Origin of the sequence: Halorubrum laminariae, from assembly GCF_024494655.1 — an archaeon.
Taxonomy (GTDB): Archaea; Halobacteriota; Halobacteria; order Halobacteriales; family Haloferacaceae; genus Halorubrum; species Halorubrum laminariae.
In genome coordinates this window covers 74,600-91,160 of the sequence record NZ_JANHDL010000003.1, presented here as the reverse complement: position 1 = coordinate 91,160, position 16,561 = coordinate 74,600, and the positions used below count along the sequence as shown (strand labels likewise).

Genomic DNA, 16,561 nt, shown 5'->3' with positions numbered 1-16,561 from the left:
ATGACAGCTACTGGCTGTGCCAATCAGCCGGTACTCCTATCCCGGCATGGGATTCGGAGTTACTGTTACCGACACTCACACCACTCCCGCAGAAAGGGTGTTTCTGCGTTGGGGTGAGGGAATCCCGATATTGTCCAATTAAGCGGGCGGATCGACCGCCTCGGATAATTACCTATGCAGTGTGTGACAACTTAAAAATATTCGTTACCCACGCTGATCGGAGCTTATGCTGGCGGTGTCGGATTCATCCTCGCGCTGAAGCGCGAGGCTTTCTCCTTGTACTCCCGTAAGCCCCCCGAGACACCCGCCTTGTCTCGCCCGTAGGTCGCACCAATTACTCCGGTTCGAACGGGTTCGTCGCGCTCGTGAGTCGGGTCACGCCATCGAACGCGTCGAAGTCGTCGTCGAACGAGTAGATGTATTCGAGATCTTCACGCTGCATATACGCGGCGATGATCGAATCGACCCACTCCGGGCCAGCTGACGCCTCATACAGTCGGAACAACTGTTCGCCGTGTAGGTGGACGCCTTTCGAGACGTGGACGAATTCGAATCCTCGACTCGCTTGGAGACGATCAAGCGTCTCGATCGCAGCTGCCTTGCTGATGCGCTTCTGGAGCGGGTGAAGAACCTCAGGAACGACGTAGTTCACCAGTCTCGCGCGCGGTAGCTCACCGTTGTCAATCCCGGCAACTATTGACTTGGCAGTGTTGTGACGCTTCGCATTTGCGTTTCGTGCTGCGAGGACGATATTCGCATCGATACAGACTGCAGGCATCACTCGCTCCACGCGCTCTCAGCAGCAGTTTCGCTATCCCACGCCGGCCCGTCGAACGGCTCAACGTCTTCGAACGCCCCGTACCGTTCGTGGACGATCTCAAGCGAGAGGTCCCCGTCCACGATGACCCATCGAACGGTATCGCCTGGCTCAAGTGTGTCATCAAGCGCATTCCGAATCTCTGCTGGGATGGTCGTCCCATAGCTGTCGTTAATGGTGGATTCCGCCTCGATATGGGCGTCCGACTCACTCGACATACCCTACCGTTTCGCGCCCAGTCGGATAAATTGGATGGCTAATTAGATAGAGCTCTGAGAAGAGCGTGAGCGTCACAGACAGCACAATCTGGTAGCGTAGCGCTATTCAGCACCCATCTATCACGTTTCACTAGCGATCTCGTTGTGCTTGCACAGACCTCGTTTCGTCTGTTCTCGGTCAGCCATCGCACGACTCTTCTGCCAGCTCTTCGCGTAGTTCGTTCGCCGCACGCTCGAACTGGTCGGCGAGGTATGGCGTTCCAGCTGTCACCCGCTCGTCGAGGAAAGCGGCGGCGTCCGCGACCGCATCGGTCTCCCGGGTCGCGGCCGCGGCGCAGTCGACGTAGCCGTCGAGCGCGCGGGCGAACGCCTGCGAGAAGTGGTCGTACGCGCCGTCGACGAGGTCCATGTTGTCGTCGAGCGACTCGACGAGCGCACGGTAGACGGCTGCCGCCGCCGCGTCTCGACCCTGATCGCGATACGCCTCTGCGAGATCGAACCACTCCGAGAAGTCGATCGGTTCGAAGACGACGGCGTAGTCGGGATTCGTCCGCTCGAACTGCCGATCGATCGCGGCGCGAAGCTCGGCGACCGACCGCGTCGACGACCCGTCGAACCGAGCGAAAAACCGGTCGCGGAGCGTGGTGTCGGTCGCCAGCATCTCACGGAGGAACGCCCGGAGGTCGTCGGCGTCGGCCGCGTCGAGTGCGGCGTCGAGGCGGTCGCTCTCGTCTGGCGGGGCGTCGTCGACACATCGAAGCAGTACGGCGACGACGTGCTTGCACGCGCCTGGACCGTCGTACGGACAGTCACACCACGGATCGAACCCGTCAGCCGCGCAATCGACATGAACGTCGTACTGACGACTGCCGCTCACGACGGCAGTCACTGTGGTGTCGACGTGGTGGATATCGCGGAGACGGCTCTCGGCGAGGTAGTTCTCTCCGCGCTCGAAGACGGCGTCCGTGCAAATATCGCGAATCGCGTCTTCGGTGACGTTCATGTGTTTGGGTCGTTTCATCGCAATCCGCAAAAATGTGCGCTGTTGAACCCGCAATACAGCTGTGTTCAACGGGTGACACACTCACGCAACTGAGTCCCAACGTATGCCGACTCTGTCGTCGATCCACGGGAGAACAGTTGTTTCGACGACTCGTGTGAGATCTGTTGCGTACTCATGATCGACAGCAGCAGCTGTGCTCGCAGCTGGAAGCGGATGGTAGTGATCCCGGGAGTTGTGTGGTTGATCGTGTCGGTCCCATCGACACCGTCGGCGGTCTCCCGAGTATACCTCAATGTACGAGATATGGAAGTCACCGTTCGTGTACGCACGGAGTTCGATCGAGACGCTATCGACGCGGTCGGGGTAGTATTCCGTATCGAGCGCCACGACCAGACACTCAGACTTGTTCGTCGGGAACAGGGACGTGTGGTGAACCTCGGATTGGCGACCAAACAATCGACTGAGATATCTGATGATCTCCTCGTCGACAGATCGTGACAGATCGGGACCGCTCACAGTCACGCGGCGTTCTCTTTGCCGGACGAGTCTGAGCTGCGTTCTCGTCGAACGGCTTCCAGCCGCTCGATCCGCGTTCTGATCGTGTGCCACTCGCTTAATTCCAGCCAAACCTCGTCGAGGTCGTCGTAGTCAGCATGTCTAAATGATCCTGCGTGAGCCGTGGTTTCTTTGCGCTTCCGGCCCCTTCGTACCTGATACTCCCGTGTTCTGCGAGCACCGCTCAATCACTCTCGGTGTTGTTCTGCCGCGTAACGATATCCACCCCACGTACCAAGTGTACCATACATATCTGTTCCTAAAACATATATGTGTCTTGAGCTCCTACGGTATCACACTGATGGATGATTCGGCACCTCAGGACGAATCAGACGGCCCTGATACATACCCAACCGGTGACGAACTCCCGGACGGAGAACTTTCACCGGACAATATCTCTCCGTTCGCCACCGAAACGAGTGGCATCAGCGATATCAATGAACTCGCTACCGCGGAGTGGAAAGGGTCGACGACAGCAGACGAACGAATCCGGGCCGTTCTCAAGCGGACTGTCTCACCGAAAACGGCACGTGAAATCGCCGATACTGCTGCCGTCTCAGAGACCAAAGCTCGAACTGCACTCAAGTCACTCGCTGAGGAGGGGCTTGCCTGTATCGAGCGAACCGAGTCCGGGGCTACATATCAGCGTGATCCGGATCGATACCTGATCGAACAGATCCATCGCTTATCCATGTCGGATGATCTCGTCGATCGGATTCAGGCTGTGAAAGGCGAGATTGCCGACTATCGTGAGCGGTACGATACGGATTCTCCAGAAGAGCTGCTTGTCTCCGACCGAACGCTTACAGCTGATGAGCTGAGTGACATCTCGCACTGGCGAGCAGCAGTCCGAGATCTGGAGTACCTTCGCGCTGCGTATCGAATTCAGCAGGCGAAACGACGAACGCCTGCAGCTAACTTGGAGGCGTCGGGTGAGCATTCTGGCCCTGCATCCGCACAGTAATGGTCCTCGGAAACGGGTCTGCCCTCGATCCAGACGAGATTCTCGTGAGCGTGAATACGGCGGCGGATCAACTCGGACGGGGATTGCTCCGAGCGCGATTCAAGAATACACGCCACGGGGAGTACGAGGATACCCCGTCTAGACCACGGGAAGCGAGACTCACGGTTCAGCCAGGTATCCATCAGGTGGCGGGCTACTTCGACATCCAGTGGTGGACGAATGGGGACTACAAATACCACTATCGGGAGCACGGGCTGGAGTTCCGGTTCGGATGCGAGACCGCAAACGAGAGTACGGCATACCCCGTCTATCATTTTCATCCCCCGGACGACTTGGGCACGCATCTGCAATCGTGTATTGGGGCGAATCACCCACCTGAGAGGGTGACGCGCGCTGTCCTTGCGACATGGTGGGCTGCCGTTCAGCGTGGCGACGAAGCAGTTCTGAACACACAGGACGGGCTCCCCTAGTGGGAATACTGGAGGGGAGTTCACTGCGGCAGTCGGAGCAGAGAAGGCGCTCGGTTGGTGGAGTGGTGTCCTCTCGGACGCCGACGATATCGTAGGAGACGGACTGGCATTCCTCATAGAACGTTGAACCGAATGCATGCTCGGAAGAGCAGACCAGACACACACCACTTTTGCGAGTGAAGCTTGGATGAATAGGCACCGTGAATGGGTGGTTCCCGTCGTTGTCTGATATGCCCTCCTCGCTACTGATGGAGTTCAATTACATCAGTCACACACCACTCCTGCAAGTGAAGACAGCAACGACTGTGGTGTGGGACAACAGCAGTGGTGGGGAGATCGTTTGAACAACAGTACCTACTCCGTAGTAGTCAATCAACTGTTCTCACCGATCTCGTTCATGATTCACTTGCAAACATGGTGTGTCATATTCACGAGTCGTGACTACTCTCGTCTCAAATGTGAGCACAGAACAGCGTATCACCCCCAAGCGAGAGGCCTGCGTCATATTTTTCTCTCAGTTTCACTCGCAGGCGTGGTGTGTCTCTGTCAGGAGTACCATAGCTACCACCGTTCAGTTGAAACACTTGAATAGCTGGTTTTAAATACTATACGAGGGATCTGTGAATATGCGCCGGTTTGAGCGAAAACAGAACGTTTTCGCGAACAAGGATGCTCTCGGTGAGTCTTATCAGCCTGATCAGATCGAAGAGCGAGACGAAGAAATTGAGGAGTACATGCACGCCCTTCAACCGATCATCGACGGCTGGGAACCGAACAACGTGTTCGTGTACGGTAACACGGGTGTGGGAAAAACGGCGGTGACGGATTTTCTCCTCGATCAGCTTCAATCAGATGTTGCAGCGTACGACGATATAGATCTCTCGGTGATTTTTCTCAACTGCAAGACGCTCAATTCCTCGTATCAGGTTGCAGTCGAACTCGTGAACGAACTCCGACAACCAGGCACCGAGATCAGTTCAACCGGCTACCCGCAACAAACGGTATTCAACAAGTTGTACGATGAACTCGAGGCGATCGGGGGAACGGTCCTGCTCGTGTTAGACGAGATCGACTCAATCGGTGACCGGGACGAGTTGCTCTATGAACTTCCACGAGCGCGGGCACACGGTAATCTCGAACAGACGAAGATCGGTGTCATCGGAATCAGCAACGACTTCAAATTTCGCGACGAGTTGGACCCCCGCGTCCAAGACACGCTGTGCGAACGCGAGCTACAGTTTCCTCCCTACGACGCGCCCGAGTTGGAAAACATTCTCCAGAGCCGAGCGGATGTCGCGATCCGAGAGGAGTCAGTTGCCGACGGTGTCTTGGGATTCTGTGCAGCGCTCGCCGCCCGCGATAGCGGAAGCGCACGGCAGGCACTCGATCTGCTTCGGCTGGCCGGAGAGGTTGCCGAGAGTGAAGATGCGGCGTGTATCGAGTTGGAACACGCAAAGCAAGCGCGGTCGAGGCTCGAACGAGAACGAGTCGAAGAGGGGATGCGAGAGCTGACGACGCACGGACGGCTGGCGTTGCTTGCCGTCGTGTCGAAAACGGCCAAACAAGAAACGCCGTGTCGGACTCGGGCCGTATACGACGAATACGCGTCCCTCTGTGAGTCCGCCGGGACAGACGCGCTTGCGCAGCGATCGGTACACAACCACCTCTCGGACCTGCGGATGCTCGGAATACTCTCCGCCTCCGAGAACCGGAGCGGCTCTCGCGGGAACTACTACAGCTACGAACTGAACGTTCCGTTCACGAGCGCGATCGAAGCGATGTCGGACGTGCTTCGGCTGTCACCCGAGATCGAAACGATTCGCGAGATCGGGTCGATGAACGATATCACCTGATTCGGCAGGCCAAGCCGATCGGGGGCGTCGTCTGACCGGGCTTCACTTGCAAAAGTGGTGTGTCTCTATCTCGATGGTGATGCACCGACACAGCCGCTACGAGTCGACAGTCGCCTCGTCTACGTTGTCGCCCGCTTCGATTTCGGTCGCTTCCTCGTCGAGTCGCTCTGCGGCGCGGTCGCGGTCCTCGGGATACCCGACATCGATGCGCCGGATGACGCAGTCATCCGAGGTCCCGCTCACAAACTTGCAGGACCGCCACCCATCGAGCAGACTCGCGTCGATGGTGCGACCGGACTGGATGCAGAGATCGATCGCGTCGGGGAGTTCGTACTCGCTGCGGGCGGCAGGCGGGATCGGAACGAAGCCGCACCTGCGGCTGAGTAGGGTGGGGTAGTTCACGGCGGGTTCGATGCGCTGTTCAGTCGATCGGTATCGTCGTTCTCATACGCTGCTCGCCACATCACGTGGACAGCGCGGGTTACAAGTGAAACTTCAGTCACGTCGATACAGGACGGTTTGGCCGTCGCGGTGGCCGCATCTGGCGGCGGATGAAAATGGACTTTCGGCGAGTGTGTATTCGGGTGGCGATCGAATCGCCAGTTGACATCTGCGGAATCAACGTAGTGAAACGAGTACATTCCCAGTTCGCTCCATTGGATATCGAGTCGCGCAGCGTCGGCGTCTCCGAGTCCGTCGGTGAGAGTTATCTGGAGTTCCGTGGGTGCGACGACATCGTCGTATGACGTTGCCTCGACGAGCGGCTCGAGTTCGAGCCAGCAGTCACGAATCCGCTGGAGGGCCGGGAGATAGATCGGGCCGAACTCACCCGCTCGGTCGTGGTCGCTCATGCAGTGAGCTGGTGGCTGGCCTCGTCGTAGGCGAGCGCTGCTTGCGCGACCGCGAGATTCTGCCGGGTGGTTCGCCATGCGGTGAGATCGTCCCACCCCTCCGTCTCGTCGGCGTCAAGCTGCTGTGCGAGTTCTTCGGGTGATACCACATCGTAGCGATCCTCATAACGGCGGATATCGGCTTTCATCTCCTTGATGCCGTCGAGCAACTCCGTCCGATCCGCTTCGTCACGGAGTTCACGGATTCGGGACATCAGAATCCGGTCGCTGTTACGCTGGTACAGCGTGGTTTGTCCCTCGTGTGTCGTCTCGGCGAATCCCGTGTTCACGAGCGTCTTGCAGTGTCGACGTGCGGTCGGCTCGCTCACGAGGGCTCGATCGGCAATCTCGGCTGCCGACTGCCCCTCGTGAGTTTGTTCGACGATCTCGTACACCCGTTCGAATGGCGTGGTGTCGTCTTTCCAGTCTGCCTTGACCTGTTCGTTGACGGTATCTCGCGTTCCGGTCATACTGAACGCTACGCACTATGAGAACAAATAATTTTCTAGAAAATCTATTCTTACTACCACTACCCCGAACGGGTGACGTACGCGATTCTTGCGACGTGGTGGGCTGCCGTTCAGAATCGTGACGAAGCGATACTGAACACATAGGACGGGCTCCTGTGAGTCAGATCGAGTGGTTCTTGTCCGTACCGAGTGTTTCGATAGTGCCCAGATTCGAGGCCGCTCTCGTCTCTCTGCTCGTCCTCGTCGTCGACGAACGCAAACGTGGTGTGTCTCTGTCTCGATAGTGATGCACCGACACAGCCGCTACGAGTCGACAGTCGCCTCGTCTGCTTCTACGGGCTCTGTCTCTTCATCGGCGTCGGCGTTCGTCGATAGTTCGTCGAGTCGCTCTGCGGCGCGGTCGCGGTCCTCGGGGTAGCCCACGTCGATCCACCGGGTGACGCGGTCACCCGAGGCCCCGCTCGCAAGCTCGCGGGACCGCCAGCCGTCGAGTCGGTAGAGAGTTCCACAGCGTTAGCAATTTGTTTGGGAGTTTCACGTAACATACCATCCGCAATAGATCTGTGTGCAACGGGTGACACACTCGATCACCACCACGAAAAAAACACAACTACACGAGGGGGGCTGTCGTGGAACGACCGGATCAGTGGAGGCCACACAGCAGATCGCACGACTGCAGGCAAGATCGGTTGTCATCGCTGCTAGGGGTGAGTGGCCGAACCCATCGAGATAGCGATGACTTATCAGAGAACTAGTATGTCGTGTTCTGCCGCACCACCCCCATACTTTGGGAGGTGATCAGCCGTTTCAGAAATAAGGTGTTGGTTGTATAGTATATCTCTGGACGAGGTACAGTGATCCGATGACTCAACGTTGATGTTGAAGCGGCGACACAGCGGCGTGTTATCGCGGGTACCACCACGCTCGACATCCAGTTACCGAGTGGCTGCGACGCCGACTATCGGACTGTGGGTAGATGCAGCCACCGTTTCACACGTTTGCACTGCATATCTTGCGGCAGGAGTACTACCTGAAACACCACCGAAGGTATCCGGTTGCGTATCGGCTGTCGAGTATTGTTTGCTGCGCACTCTGTCGAGTCGACGTCGTGGTCGGTTAACCAACATAGACTCCCGTGTCGTCGAAGTGTTGGTTAAGACTGCCCACTATCAACTCGAAGACGAACTGCGGGGCGCCCCCCTCTCACAGTCAGCCAGAGTCGTACCGATAGGAGCCCACCTCGCTGTGTCGAGTGTATCGTCCATCAGAGCAAAATCAATTTCGTCGAGCTACGAACGCGTGTCGGAGGCCCCGATAGCGTTCGAAGTCTTGTACTGCGGCGGAGATGTCGTCGTGATCTCACAGTCCCACCCCACCGCTTCCGCTGTTAGCGTATCACCTCTCGTAGAGGTGTGCTTGTCCACACCCCGTCGGTTCCGCTGTTAGCGAGGGGTGATTAGTCTATCGACGGAACCAGTTGTGTATGCTCAAGAAGTAGCGGACCGAGAGACACAGTGCTGTTAACAGCGGAACCGATGGGGTTAGACGTATATAATGAATCGATATCAGCGGAAACAGCGGAAGTGATGGTTTTATATAGAAATATGAGAATGCTGTTAGTATGGGCGACTTCTCTTTCACCCCAAACGACTCCATTTTTGAAAATCGGGAGGCGCTCCTCGAGGAGTGGACGCCGGACAGCCTCGTCGGGCGCGACGAGGAACTCAGTCGATATCACGCGGCCCTCCAGCCGGTCATCAACAACGAGACTCCCTCGAACGTCTTTCTCTACGGGAAAAGCGGGGTGGGAAAGACCGCAGCCACGCGCTACCTGCTTCGTACGCTTGAAGGGGACGCAACCGACGTGGAGGCACTCGAGCTCACGACGATCGAGGTCAACTGCGACGGACTGAACACGTCCTATCAGGTGGCAGTAAAACTGGTTAACGAACTCCGGGATCCGGGACGGCAGATCTCCAACACGGGGTATCCACAGGCGAGCGTGTACGAGTTCCTCTTCGACGAACTCGACGCGTGTGGGGGAACGGTGCTTATCGTCCTCGACGAAGTCGATCACATCGGGGACGACTCGCTTCTGTACAAACTGCCGCGTGCTCGCTCGAACGGCGACATCAGTAAGGCGAAACTCGGCGTCATCGGTATCTCAAACGATCTGGACTTCCGGACGCAGCTGTCCTCGAAGGTTCGATCGTCACTCTGCGAGAAGGAGGTGTCGTTCAGCGCGTACGATGCCGATGAACTCCGACTCGTACTCGAACAGCGCGAACGGGTCGCGTTTCAAGACGACGTTCTCGAAGACGGCGTCATCGCAATGTGTGCGGCCTACGGCGCGAAAGACTCCGGTGATGCACGAAAAGCTCTGGATCTTCTCTTGGAAGCTGGTGATGTGGCGCGCGAAAGTGGCTCGGACATCGTGACCGAAGCACATGTACAGGAAGCTCGTGAACGGGTTCAGACGGATCAAGTGGTAGAGGGAATACGGAACTACTCTCAACACGGGAAGCTGGTACTGTACACACTTACGCTACTGCATGAACGTGGTGAGACGCCAGTACGGACGCGTGAAGTCGTGAATACGTACCGACAAGTGGCTCACTCAGAAGGGGTAAGTCCGGTTTCGGAGCGTTCGGTACGTGACTACCTAGGCGAATTGGCGCAGTTGGGGATCACGAGTTCGACAGAACATAACCGAGGGAAAGGCGGTGGGAAGTACAACGAACATCGGTTGGAGCAGTCCGTTTCGGCGGTCCGGAGTGGGTTATCGACGTTGTTAGAGTCCGCTTGAATCGGCGTGCCATCATTTTCGCTGGTGACAGTCGTGTTTGTTCCGTAACAGCGGAAGTGGTGGGGTGGGGGTATATCCACTCCACTGGGTGCGGTCTTCAGTGTGATTCGTTGGGTAAAATCTTGACGAACTGGCCGTCAGTGCAGGTCGCATCGTCGAAACAGGAAGCCACGCCCTCAAGGAACCCGCGCGAGCGGGTGAGTAGGGTAGTGTAGTTCACGAGTCGACGACCGCCTCTTCCGTCTCCTCGGTAGCCTCGTCTGCGTCCTCGGCGGCCTCCTCGTCGAGTCGCTCCGCGGCGCGGTCACGATCCTCGGGATACCCGACATCGATTCTCCAGCCGTCTAGGCGGATCGCGTCGATGGTGCGGCCCGATTGGATGAGCAGATCGATCGCGTCGGGGAGTTCGTACTCGCCGCGGTCGGAGGGCTGGACGAGGTGACACGCGTGGAAGATGGCGGGCGTGAAGGTGTAAAAGCCGGTCATCACGAGGTTGCTCGGCGGGTCGTCGGGTGTCTCGACGACCTCGACGACCTCGCCGTACTCGTTGGTGTCGAGGACGCCGTACCGGCTCGCCTCCTCGTAGCAGTTGTTGGTAATCCGATTTCTTTATTCAACCGTACCGCTGTATTTTCCACGCCCGATTCAGCCTGATTCTGGTGTTTAATCAGTGGCCCGGTAGCCGTTCCTTCTCTGATTCCAGATACTGTTCGGCGAGGGGCTTCAGCCGCAACTCTCCAAAGTCGTAGCGGGAGTGTGAGCTAACGAGAGGTTCATCATCGATCCGGCAACGGTATAGAGCGGGCCAAGGGCAACCAAGATGACAGCGGACTTCAGCGCCGACCGTTTGTGCCGCTTGAGTGCCTTCTTTTGCTCGGGCGTGATCGAGAACATCTCGATAAGGGAATCGGCCTGCCACACGACTACGAGGCCGACAATACCCAGCGCCGTGGTAAGCTGGAAGAAGCCCTCGATCATACTGGGGAGGTTGTCTGCGCTACAGACTGCGTTCGTCTGTGCAGCGGCGGGTTCCACAGCGAACAGGCTCAGGGCGACTACGATGAGCGTGGCTTGTTTGGGAAGCTTGCTCGCCACCGTGGACTGGCTGTCGGCGCGATTCGACGCCGTCTCGGAGGGCGTATTGTCCTGTGACATAGCGGGTTACTCCTCGGTATCGTCGACGAGCGCCTTGAGATCGGCGTAGCGGTTGGTCTCGTCGACGATCTCGTCTTTCGTGTAGCCCTGCTCGCGGGCCCGTTCGAAGAGGTTGCGAAGCTCGTCCGGGTCGACATCGCGAAGCTCCATCTCCTCGCGGAGGGCGCGGCGATAGAGGGCAGAGCCGTTGATATGGCCGTTCCACGTCAGGTACAGGTCATCGATGTCTTCGATGGTGACTGCCCGTGTGATCATATGTGCGGGGTGGTGATGTACCGGCTGCGCCCCGGTACATATGGGCGCGATAGCTGGAAGACAGGTAAGTGTCTTCTGGCAACTAACTGTACAATTACCTCAAGTAAATTATAATCGAATGAGTGGTTTTCGTGTAGAATTCCATTAATTAACAATTCGGAAGAATCATTAGCTACTATTAGTTAATCAATCGTCAGTTTTGGACTATGTACATTACCTCCCAGAAGTGGTAGTACGCGTCGTTCCCAGAAAAGTACGCTTCGCTGTTCTGCGTGAAGTTGGCCTACATCTGCACGGCAGCCAAATGAACGCGAGGACCGCGCTCAACACGGTTACGTGGTACCAATTTTCGAGAGCGTCGAGAGCTGAGCCGGCCGCCGTGGAGGAGCCCCTCGAAAGAGTGGAGCGTTATCAGTCGAACCACCCGATAGAACTCCTTTGCAGTGACGCGAAAAGACTTGTTAATCGCAGTGAGAACCCCAAAGTAGGCGATCCCCCTATACCGATTAGGATCATCCGGGGGCCGGTTTAGTTCAAAGGGCCGTGAGCCCGGTGTTAGGATGTGGCATCACGGTACACGGACTTGGCAGTAAGCCGGACGCCTGGAGAGATCGTGAAGAGGGAAATTCCGTAGACGAGTGCCCCTGCTCCGATGATAGTTCCAAGATCAAGCCAGGACTGGATTAGCATCTTCCTCTGGAGGAGCTTAACGACGAAGAACATCGTAAGTCCTGAGATAACCTGCATCACAAGCGGCGTCGGGACCACGTCAATTCCGTCAACGCGACGGACCACGCACCCCGCCGACACGATGTACTTCAGACTCTCAGCAAGGACTGTCGCAACGACAATCCCAATTGGGCCGATGGTGAGTGCAAGGGCAACGCCGATAATTACGTTGAACGATAACGTGATTGTTCGGATCTTGAACTCAACATTCGGGAGATCCATCCCGGCGAGCGTTTGGGAGTAAATCGCAGTCTGGGTCGAGATGGCCTGGTAGAGCGCCAGGCCAATGAGGTACGGTGCCGCTTCAGCGTAACGTGGCTCGAACGCTGTCACGACGAGTGGCTTCGGGATCGCGAGCGCCCCGAAGAAGATTGGAATCGCGAGGATACTGACGTAACTCACTGAATTCGTGATATCTTCTACGAACTCTCCACCCTTCGAGATAGTATTGGATATCTTCGGCATGAGGGCACTTGAGAGCACACCCGAGATGAAGAGAGCAGGCACAGTGAGTTTGAGAGCAACTTCGTAGTTCGCGACCGATGTCGTCCCGATGAGGAATCCCAAGAGAAGCACGTCGATCCTGTCATATGCCTTCCCGACGACGGCGGCTGGAGTACTGTATCGGGTATACTTCCACAGGGACCGAATTGTTTCTTTGCTTGGCAGGGATGGGCGAACACGTACGAAGTAGATGGCAACAGGGACTACGAGGAGGGTCGCTGCGGCCAGTCCATAGCCCATCCCCAGTGCTCCAAGTCCACCAACTACCAGGACGACCTGAAGGGGGAGCGTCAAAAACGACCGGAGGGTATCATTCCAGGTTTGCTTGGCGGGCCAGCCCTCTGCCCCCATCATTTGCTGGAAGGGGAAGAAGAACGCAAGAGACCCGAAGAGGGTCGCGAAGAGAAGCGGGGATCCCTCGAGACTGGTGTACGACACGAGAAAATCCCGGGCAAGGAGTGCGCCGATTCCAGCCACAAGAATCGCGCATGTATTGACCACTAATACACTTCCAAGAATTTCCTCCTTTGGTGCATCGTCCTCTGACCACCGCTTCTGGACAGCTTGGCCAAACCCTCTGATCGGTCTATCTGCTATCATTACGAGGGTCAGGAGCAAATAGAAGCCACCGAAGTCGGACTTCCCAACGACCCTCGTAAATATGAGCATCCCGATGAACCCGGTGGCAGCCTGACCAAATTTTCCGACAAGCGCCTTGGTTGTTTCCCAGCCGAGCCTTATTTCGCTCGCATCCGACATCTATATTTCCTCACTGATGATCCTTTGGAAGTCTGCAGTGAACGACTCAATGGAGTACTTCTCTGATTCGTGGACTATTTCTTCGGGTGTCGCATCGACACCTTCTGACAGGAACCTCCGGATTCCGTCTTCAAGTGACTCAAACAGGATTCCATTGAATCCATCCTTTACCTGATTGGGTGTGTATCCTCCCCTTCGAGCAACGACGGGCATCCCCGAGGCCATCGCCTCAATAGGTGCGATGCCGAAACTCTCATTCCCCGAATTAAGGACAAAGACACCCCCCTCTCTGAGTATGTCTTTCTTCTTTTCTTCTGAAACCCATCCAGTAATCCGTACATTTTCCTCGGATATCGCCTCCAACTCCTCAAGGAGCGGACCTGAACCCACAACTGTCAGGGACTCATCTCGGGAGTTGAAAAATTCAACGACCTCACGAACTCCCTTCTCTTCAGTGAGCCTTGAGATAGTCACAAATCCTTCACCTTTCTTTGCCGAAAACGCATTAGTGTCGACTGGAGGGTATATAACCTCGGAGTCCTTTCCGAGATAGTTTTTGATTTCTTCCGAAGTCTGATCAGAATTTGCAACGTATCGATTAGCGGTCTCGACCGTTGGCTTTCTTAAAATTCGAGAGATTTTATCAAGGAATCCATTCTCTCTGTAACTCAGAGGGATAGAGTGGACATAACGAATAATCTTCTGGTCACCCTTAGGAATATACCAGTGTGTACCACTCCCAGACTGTATCACAACATCGTATTGTTGGAGGGATACAAAAGGGAACTTCATTATGCTTTGAATCGCACGAGATGTTCCTCCGTGTACCTCTCTGTTCCAGAGGATTCGGGGATTATTTCTGGACTTTCTCGCGACCTCTTCTGTGGAGAATCCAATTATAATATCCGCACCTAATTCACTTCCCAGGGAGTCTACCACCCTCATTCCCCCACCATACTCGAATGCAGCTTCGTGCAAGACTGCCACATTCATAAGTAACCAAGATCCTCTAATTGGGCCTGGTTGTGTACAGTGTAGTCATTCTCCTTTTCGATCTCGCAAATTGGAGTATCGAATACCTTGTCTATGTCCGTCACTTCGTCCCAGACCGTGTAATCATCCCCATCGTATTTTCCACGTAAGGTCTTATCATAGTACTGATCATCAACATCTGGATCTCCAATTCTCTCGAATACCACTTCTTCGAATTCCCTCAGTTCTGTCTTTCCGTCTATCACTCCTAGTATGAGATTTGGAAGATCAAGGTGAGAATACAAGTCTATATCAGATACCTCCGGAGAATTAATGATGAGAAGGGGCACATTAACCACACTCTGTGATAGTCGCTTATGACCGAAGACTGGATCCGGATGTCCGAGACCTTCCCCGTGGTCCGATGTTACTATGACTGTTGTACCGTCATTTATCAGCCACTCAATTAGATTTGCTACCTCTTGATCAAGGTACGAGATCGAGCTCCGGTACAGTTCTCGATACTTTTTGAAGTAATCCTTATCAGGAGTTTCGTTCAGATCTATAGTGGATTTGATTGTCGATGTCCATGAATTGGGGACATCATTCTCTCTATATCGCAAAAGATTCTCGTGGGGGCCGTGGGCATCTATGAAGTTTATGAAGAGGAAGTATGGTTCCTCGTTTACCATCTCTTTGGCCTCTTTTCGAAGGCGGCGCACGCCATAATCACCCATCTTCGGAATACTCGTCCCTTGAGTGAAGTCATTAAACTTTACCCAAGCCCCATTCGCAATACTCCTTAGCATCTGTCCCCTAGACTTTTTAAAAAAAGACAAGTACCGAAAGGAGGATCCTTCCCCATTATACTCTCGAGTTATGTCGATTCCCCCTGGTATCAGTTCATGTGACCCATGGAAGTGGAGAAACTCGTCAAAGAGTATATCAAAGGAAAAATCTGGACTTGCCCAGCCATTAGTACTCAGGCCATAGGTCGTATGTGGGATACTGTTAAGAAAGGTATCCCTATAAATCTGGGCGAAATCTGGCGAATAGGAATGAACCCCGTGTTCTGACGGCACCTTCCCAGTGAGCATCGAGGCGTGGCTGGGAACAGTCCATGAACTGGCAGCATAGCAGTCTACATCGACATCAGCCATCTCCTTCAATTTCTTCGCTTCCTCGTCGAAAATATCTTTCCTCACTGTATCCAGAACAATAAGGGCGATATTTCTCATACTTTGTACCCCAATGACTCCAGTCGATCGTTCACCACATCTTCATCGGCTTCGTGATGAGACGTCGAACCTGCAGTTATCGTGCGACGGTCCCCGTGCTCTACCACTGCCCACGGGACTTCAGTAAGTTTCGGGTGGCGCACACCATCTGGATGCGCGTATCCGCGAATCGGGAACGGCCACAGCCACTCACCGAAGAGTTCACCATGGTCTGCAGTGAAAACAGAGCGACCTCCAAGATCTCGGGAGAGTTTTTCTGCGTAATAGAAGGCGTATTTTAGATTGTCAATGTAGGCTTGCCACACCTCATCTCGAGTGACATTCCCGTCCTTCAGATCATCTCCTGGATGCATTTCGTCCAGTATTTTTTCTTTCCGAGATCCGTCCGGGTTTCCAACACAGGGGGCGTGTGGTTGGAAGTAGTGGACAATCATTCGCTTGTTCGGATACTCTTCCTGGAGGTCACGGGCGGCCTTTGATAACATATCTGGATAGATAGTAGGTATATCCCCAAGTCCCGCTTCCTCCAAGACAGAGGCTTCAGCAAGATCTTCCTGAGCAGCATCATAATCTCGGAGCCACAGGTTCTCGACGTGATGGAAAGAATCCGGGGCAATCTTTGAAATCCATGGATTTGCCGTGACGTAAACGGTGTCTGGAAATTCTTTCCCTTCAAACGTGTTACGCATCCACTCTGGACTCGAGCATCCGATGGAATGAACCGACTCGTATTCGTCAAATCTTGAGGCATCGTAAGCCTCTTCGAACATATCCGCTCTACATGCATCTAAGATCAGTAAATTATCCCAGTCTCGGGACAGATAGTCCACACCCGAGTTCCGATAAATGTGGCCAAGTGTCGGACCAGCTACTCTTGATGCAAACCGTTGCCTCCACCAATAT

General features: G+C 55.2%; 16 protein-coding genes and 2 pseudogenes. 4 read left to right on the top strand and 14 right to left on the bottom strand.

What is annotated here, in order from left to right; all coding sequences use genetic code 11:
- Positions 1-334: 334 nt before the first annotated feature.
- The 4 genes from NO887_RS06545 to NO887_RS06530 all read right to left on the bottom strand — a co-directional run bounded on the left by NO887_RS06545 (position 335) and on the right by NO887_RS06530 (position 2,554).
- Positions 335-778 carry a type II toxin-antitoxin system VapC family toxin gene (locus NO887_RS06545; protein ID WP_256417672.1) on the bottom strand — a complete coding sequence of 148 codons (444 nt, stop codon included), beginning with the start codon at positions 776-778 and terminating at the stop codon, positions 335-337.
- Positions 778-1,035 carry an AbrB/MazE/SpoVT family DNA-binding domain-containing protein gene (locus NO887_RS06540; protein WP_256417671.1) on the bottom strand — a complete coding sequence of 86 codons (258 nt, stop codon included), beginning with the start codon at positions 1,033-1,035 and terminating at the stop codon, positions 778-780. The genes NO887_RS06545 and NO887_RS06540 overlap by 1 nt, the downstream gene beginning before the upstream one ends.
- A 178-nt stretch (positions 1,036-1,213) precedes the next feature.
- Complete coding sequence (locus NO887_RS06535; protein WP_256417670.1) at positions 1,214-2,038, bottom strand: SWIM zinc finger family protein; 825 nt, start codon at positions 2,036-2,038, stop codon at positions 1,214-1,216.
- 81 nt (positions 2,039-2,119) lie between these two features.
- Positions 2,120-2,554: a toxin-antitoxin system TumE family protein gene (locus tag NO887_RS06530; protein WP_379812361.1), complete on the bottom strand. Its 435-nt coding sequence runs from the start codon at positions 2,552-2,554 to the stop codon at positions 2,120-2,122.
- 340 nt (positions 2,555-2,894) lie between these two features.
- Here NO887_RS06530 and NO887_RS06525 point away from each other — a divergent pair, with 340 nt between their 5' ends.
- The 3 genes from NO887_RS06525 to NO887_RS06520 all read left to right on the top strand — a co-directional run bounded on the left by NO887_RS06525 (position 2,895) and on the right by NO887_RS06520 (position 5,880).
- Positions 2,895-3,557 (top strand): DUF7342 family protein, encoded by a 663-nt coding sequence (locus NO887_RS06525; RefSeq protein ID WP_256417668.1) that lies wholly within the window; start codon positions 2,895-2,897, stop codon positions 3,555-3,557.
- A complete protein-coding gene (locus NO887_RS18790; protein ID WP_465261999.1) occupies positions 3,557-4,027 on the top strand; it encodes a toxin-antitoxin system TumE family protein in 471 nt (156 codons plus the stop codon). The genes NO887_RS06525 and NO887_RS18790 overlap by 1 nt, the downstream gene beginning before the upstream one ends.
- Positions 4,028-4,653: 626 nt before the next feature.
- On the top strand, positions 4,654-5,880 hold the full coding sequence (locus NO887_RS06520; RefSeq protein WP_256417667.1) for an orc1/cdc6 family replication initiation protein: 1,227 nt from the start codon (positions 4,654-4,656) through the stop codon (positions 5,878-5,880).
- Positions 5,881-5,976: 96 nt separating this feature from the next.
- Here the strand turns inward: NO887_RS06520 and NO887_RS06515 are convergent.
- From NO887_RS06515 to NO887_RS06505, 3 genes and pseudogenes are all read right to left on the bottom strand, one after another.
- Positions 5,977-6,237 (bottom strand): annotated as a pseudogene (locus tag NO887_RS06515) (hypothetical protein); the annotation flags it as partial.
- 41 nt (positions 6,238-6,278) lie between these two features.
- Positions 6,279-6,731 (bottom strand): toxin-antitoxin system TumE family protein, encoded by a 453-nt coding sequence (locus NO887_RS06510; protein WP_256417666.1) that lies wholly within the window; start codon positions 6,729-6,731, stop codon positions 6,279-6,281.
- Positions 6,728-7,240, bottom strand: coding sequence for a winged helix-turn-helix domain-containing protein (locus NO887_RS06505; protein WP_256417665.1), 513 nt, complete (start codon positions 7,238-7,240; stop codon positions 6,728-6,730). Before NO887_RS06505 ends, NO887_RS06510 begins: the two co-directional genes overlap by 4 nt.
- Before the next feature lie 1,621 nt (positions 7,241-8,861).
- Here NO887_RS06505 and NO887_RS06500 point away from each other — a divergent pair.
- A complete protein-coding gene (locus NO887_RS06500; protein WP_256417664.1) occupies positions 8,862-10,046 on the top strand; it encodes an orc1/cdc6 family replication initiation protein in 1,185 nt (394 codons plus the stop codon).
- A gap of 216 nt (positions 10,047-10,262) precedes the next feature.
- On the opposite strand, the pseudogene NO887_RS06495 reads toward NO887_RS06500, so the two are convergent.
- The 7 genes and pseudogenes from NO887_RS06495 to NO887_RS06465 all read right to left on the bottom strand — a co-directional run.
- A pseudogene (locus NO887_RS06495) lies at positions 10,263-10,631 on the bottom strand (sugar phosphate nucleotidyltransferase); the annotation flags it as partial.
- A 138-nt stretch (positions 10,632-10,769) separates the two neighbouring features.
- Positions 10,770-11,201 carry a DUF7985 family protein gene (locus NO887_RS06490; protein WP_256417663.1) on the bottom strand — a complete coding sequence of 144 codons (432 nt, stop codon included), beginning with the start codon at positions 11,199-11,201 and terminating at the stop codon, positions 10,770-10,772.
- Positions 11,202-11,207: 6 nt separating this feature from the next.
- On the bottom strand, positions 11,208-11,456 hold the full coding sequence (locus NO887_RS06485; protein WP_256417662.1) for a hypothetical protein: 249 nt from the start codon (positions 11,454-11,456) through the stop codon (positions 11,208-11,210).
- Positions 11,457-12,011: 555 nt separating this feature from the next.
- Complete coding sequence (locus tag NO887_RS06480; RefSeq protein ID WP_256417661.1) at positions 12,012-13,448, bottom strand: oligosaccharide flippase family protein; 1,437 nt, start codon at positions 13,446-13,448, stop codon at positions 12,012-12,014.
- Positions 13,449-14,435, bottom strand: a complete 987-nt coding sequence (locus NO887_RS06475) for a glycosyltransferase (RefSeq protein WP_256417660.1) — start codon at positions 14,433-14,435, stop codon at positions 13,449-13,451.
- Positions 14,436-14,437: 2 nt separating this feature from the next.
- Positions 14,438-15,658, bottom strand: a complete 1,221-nt coding sequence (locus tag NO887_RS06470; protein WP_256417659.1) for a sulfatase-like hydrolase/transferase — start codon at positions 15,656-15,658, stop codon at positions 14,438-14,440.
- Positions 15,655-16,428, bottom strand: coding sequence for a hypothetical protein (locus NO887_RS06465; RefSeq protein ID WP_256417658.1), 774 nt, complete (start codon positions 16,426-16,428; stop codon positions 15,655-15,657). Before NO887_RS06465 ends, NO887_RS06470 begins: the two co-directional genes overlap by 4 nt.
- Positions 16,429-16,561 lie beyond the last annotated feature (133 nt).

Bases quoted from the DNA above. Each gene is read 5' to 3' on its own strand.
- NO887_RS06520 (WP_256417667.1), top strand. From the start codon at position 4,654: ATGCGCCGGTTTGAGCGAAAACAGAACGTTTTCGCGAACAAGGATGCT.
- NO887_RS06540 (WP_256417671.1), bottom strand. From the start codon at position 1,035: ATGTCGAGTGAGTCGGACGCCCATATCGAGGCGGAATCCACCATTAAC.
- NO887_RS06490 (WP_256417663.1), bottom strand. From the start codon at position 11,201: ATGTCACAGGACAATACGCCCTCCGAGACGGCGTCGAATCGCGCCGAC.
- NO887_RS06480 (WP_256417661.1), bottom strand. From the start codon at position 13,448: ATGTCGGATGCGAGCGAAATAAGGCTCGGCTGGGAAACAACCAAGGCG.
- NO887_RS06465 (WP_256417658.1), bottom strand. From the start codon at position 16,428: ATGTTCGAAGAGGCTTACGATGCCTCAAGATTTGACGAATACGAGTCG.
- NO887_RS06525 (WP_256417668.1), top strand. From the start codon at position 2,895: ATGGATGATTCGGCACCTCAGGACGAATCAGACGGCCCTGATACATAC.
- NO887_RS06470 (WP_256417659.1), bottom strand. From the start codon at position 15,658: ATGAGAAATATCGCCCTTATTGTTCTGGATACAGTGAGGAAAGATATT.
- NO887_RS18790 (WP_465261999.1), top strand. From the start codon at position 3,557: ATGGTCCTCGGAAACGGGTCTGCCCTCGATCCAGACGAGATTCTCGTG.
- NO887_RS06510 (WP_256417666.1), bottom strand. From the start codon at position 6,731: ATGAGCGACCACGACCGAGCGGGTGAGTTCGGCCCGATCTATCTCCCG.
- NO887_RS06545 (WP_256417672.1), bottom strand. From the start codon at position 778: ATGCCTGCAGTCTGTATCGATGCGAATATCGTCCTCGCAGCACGAAAC.
- NO887_RS06535 (WP_256417670.1), bottom strand. From the start codon at position 2,038: ATGAACGTCACCGAAGACGCGATTCGCGATATTTGCACGGACGCCGTC.
- NO887_RS06505 (WP_256417665.1), bottom strand. From the start codon at position 7,240: ATGACCGGAACGCGAGATACCGTCAACGAACAGGTCAAGGCAGACTGG.
- NO887_RS06500 (WP_256417664.1), top strand. From the start codon at position 8,862: ATGGGCGACTTCTCTTTCACCCCAAACGACTCCATTTTTGAAAATCGG.
- NO887_RS06485 (WP_256417662.1), bottom strand. From the start codon at position 11,456: ATGATCACACGGGCAGTCACCATCGAAGACATCGATGACCTGTACCTG.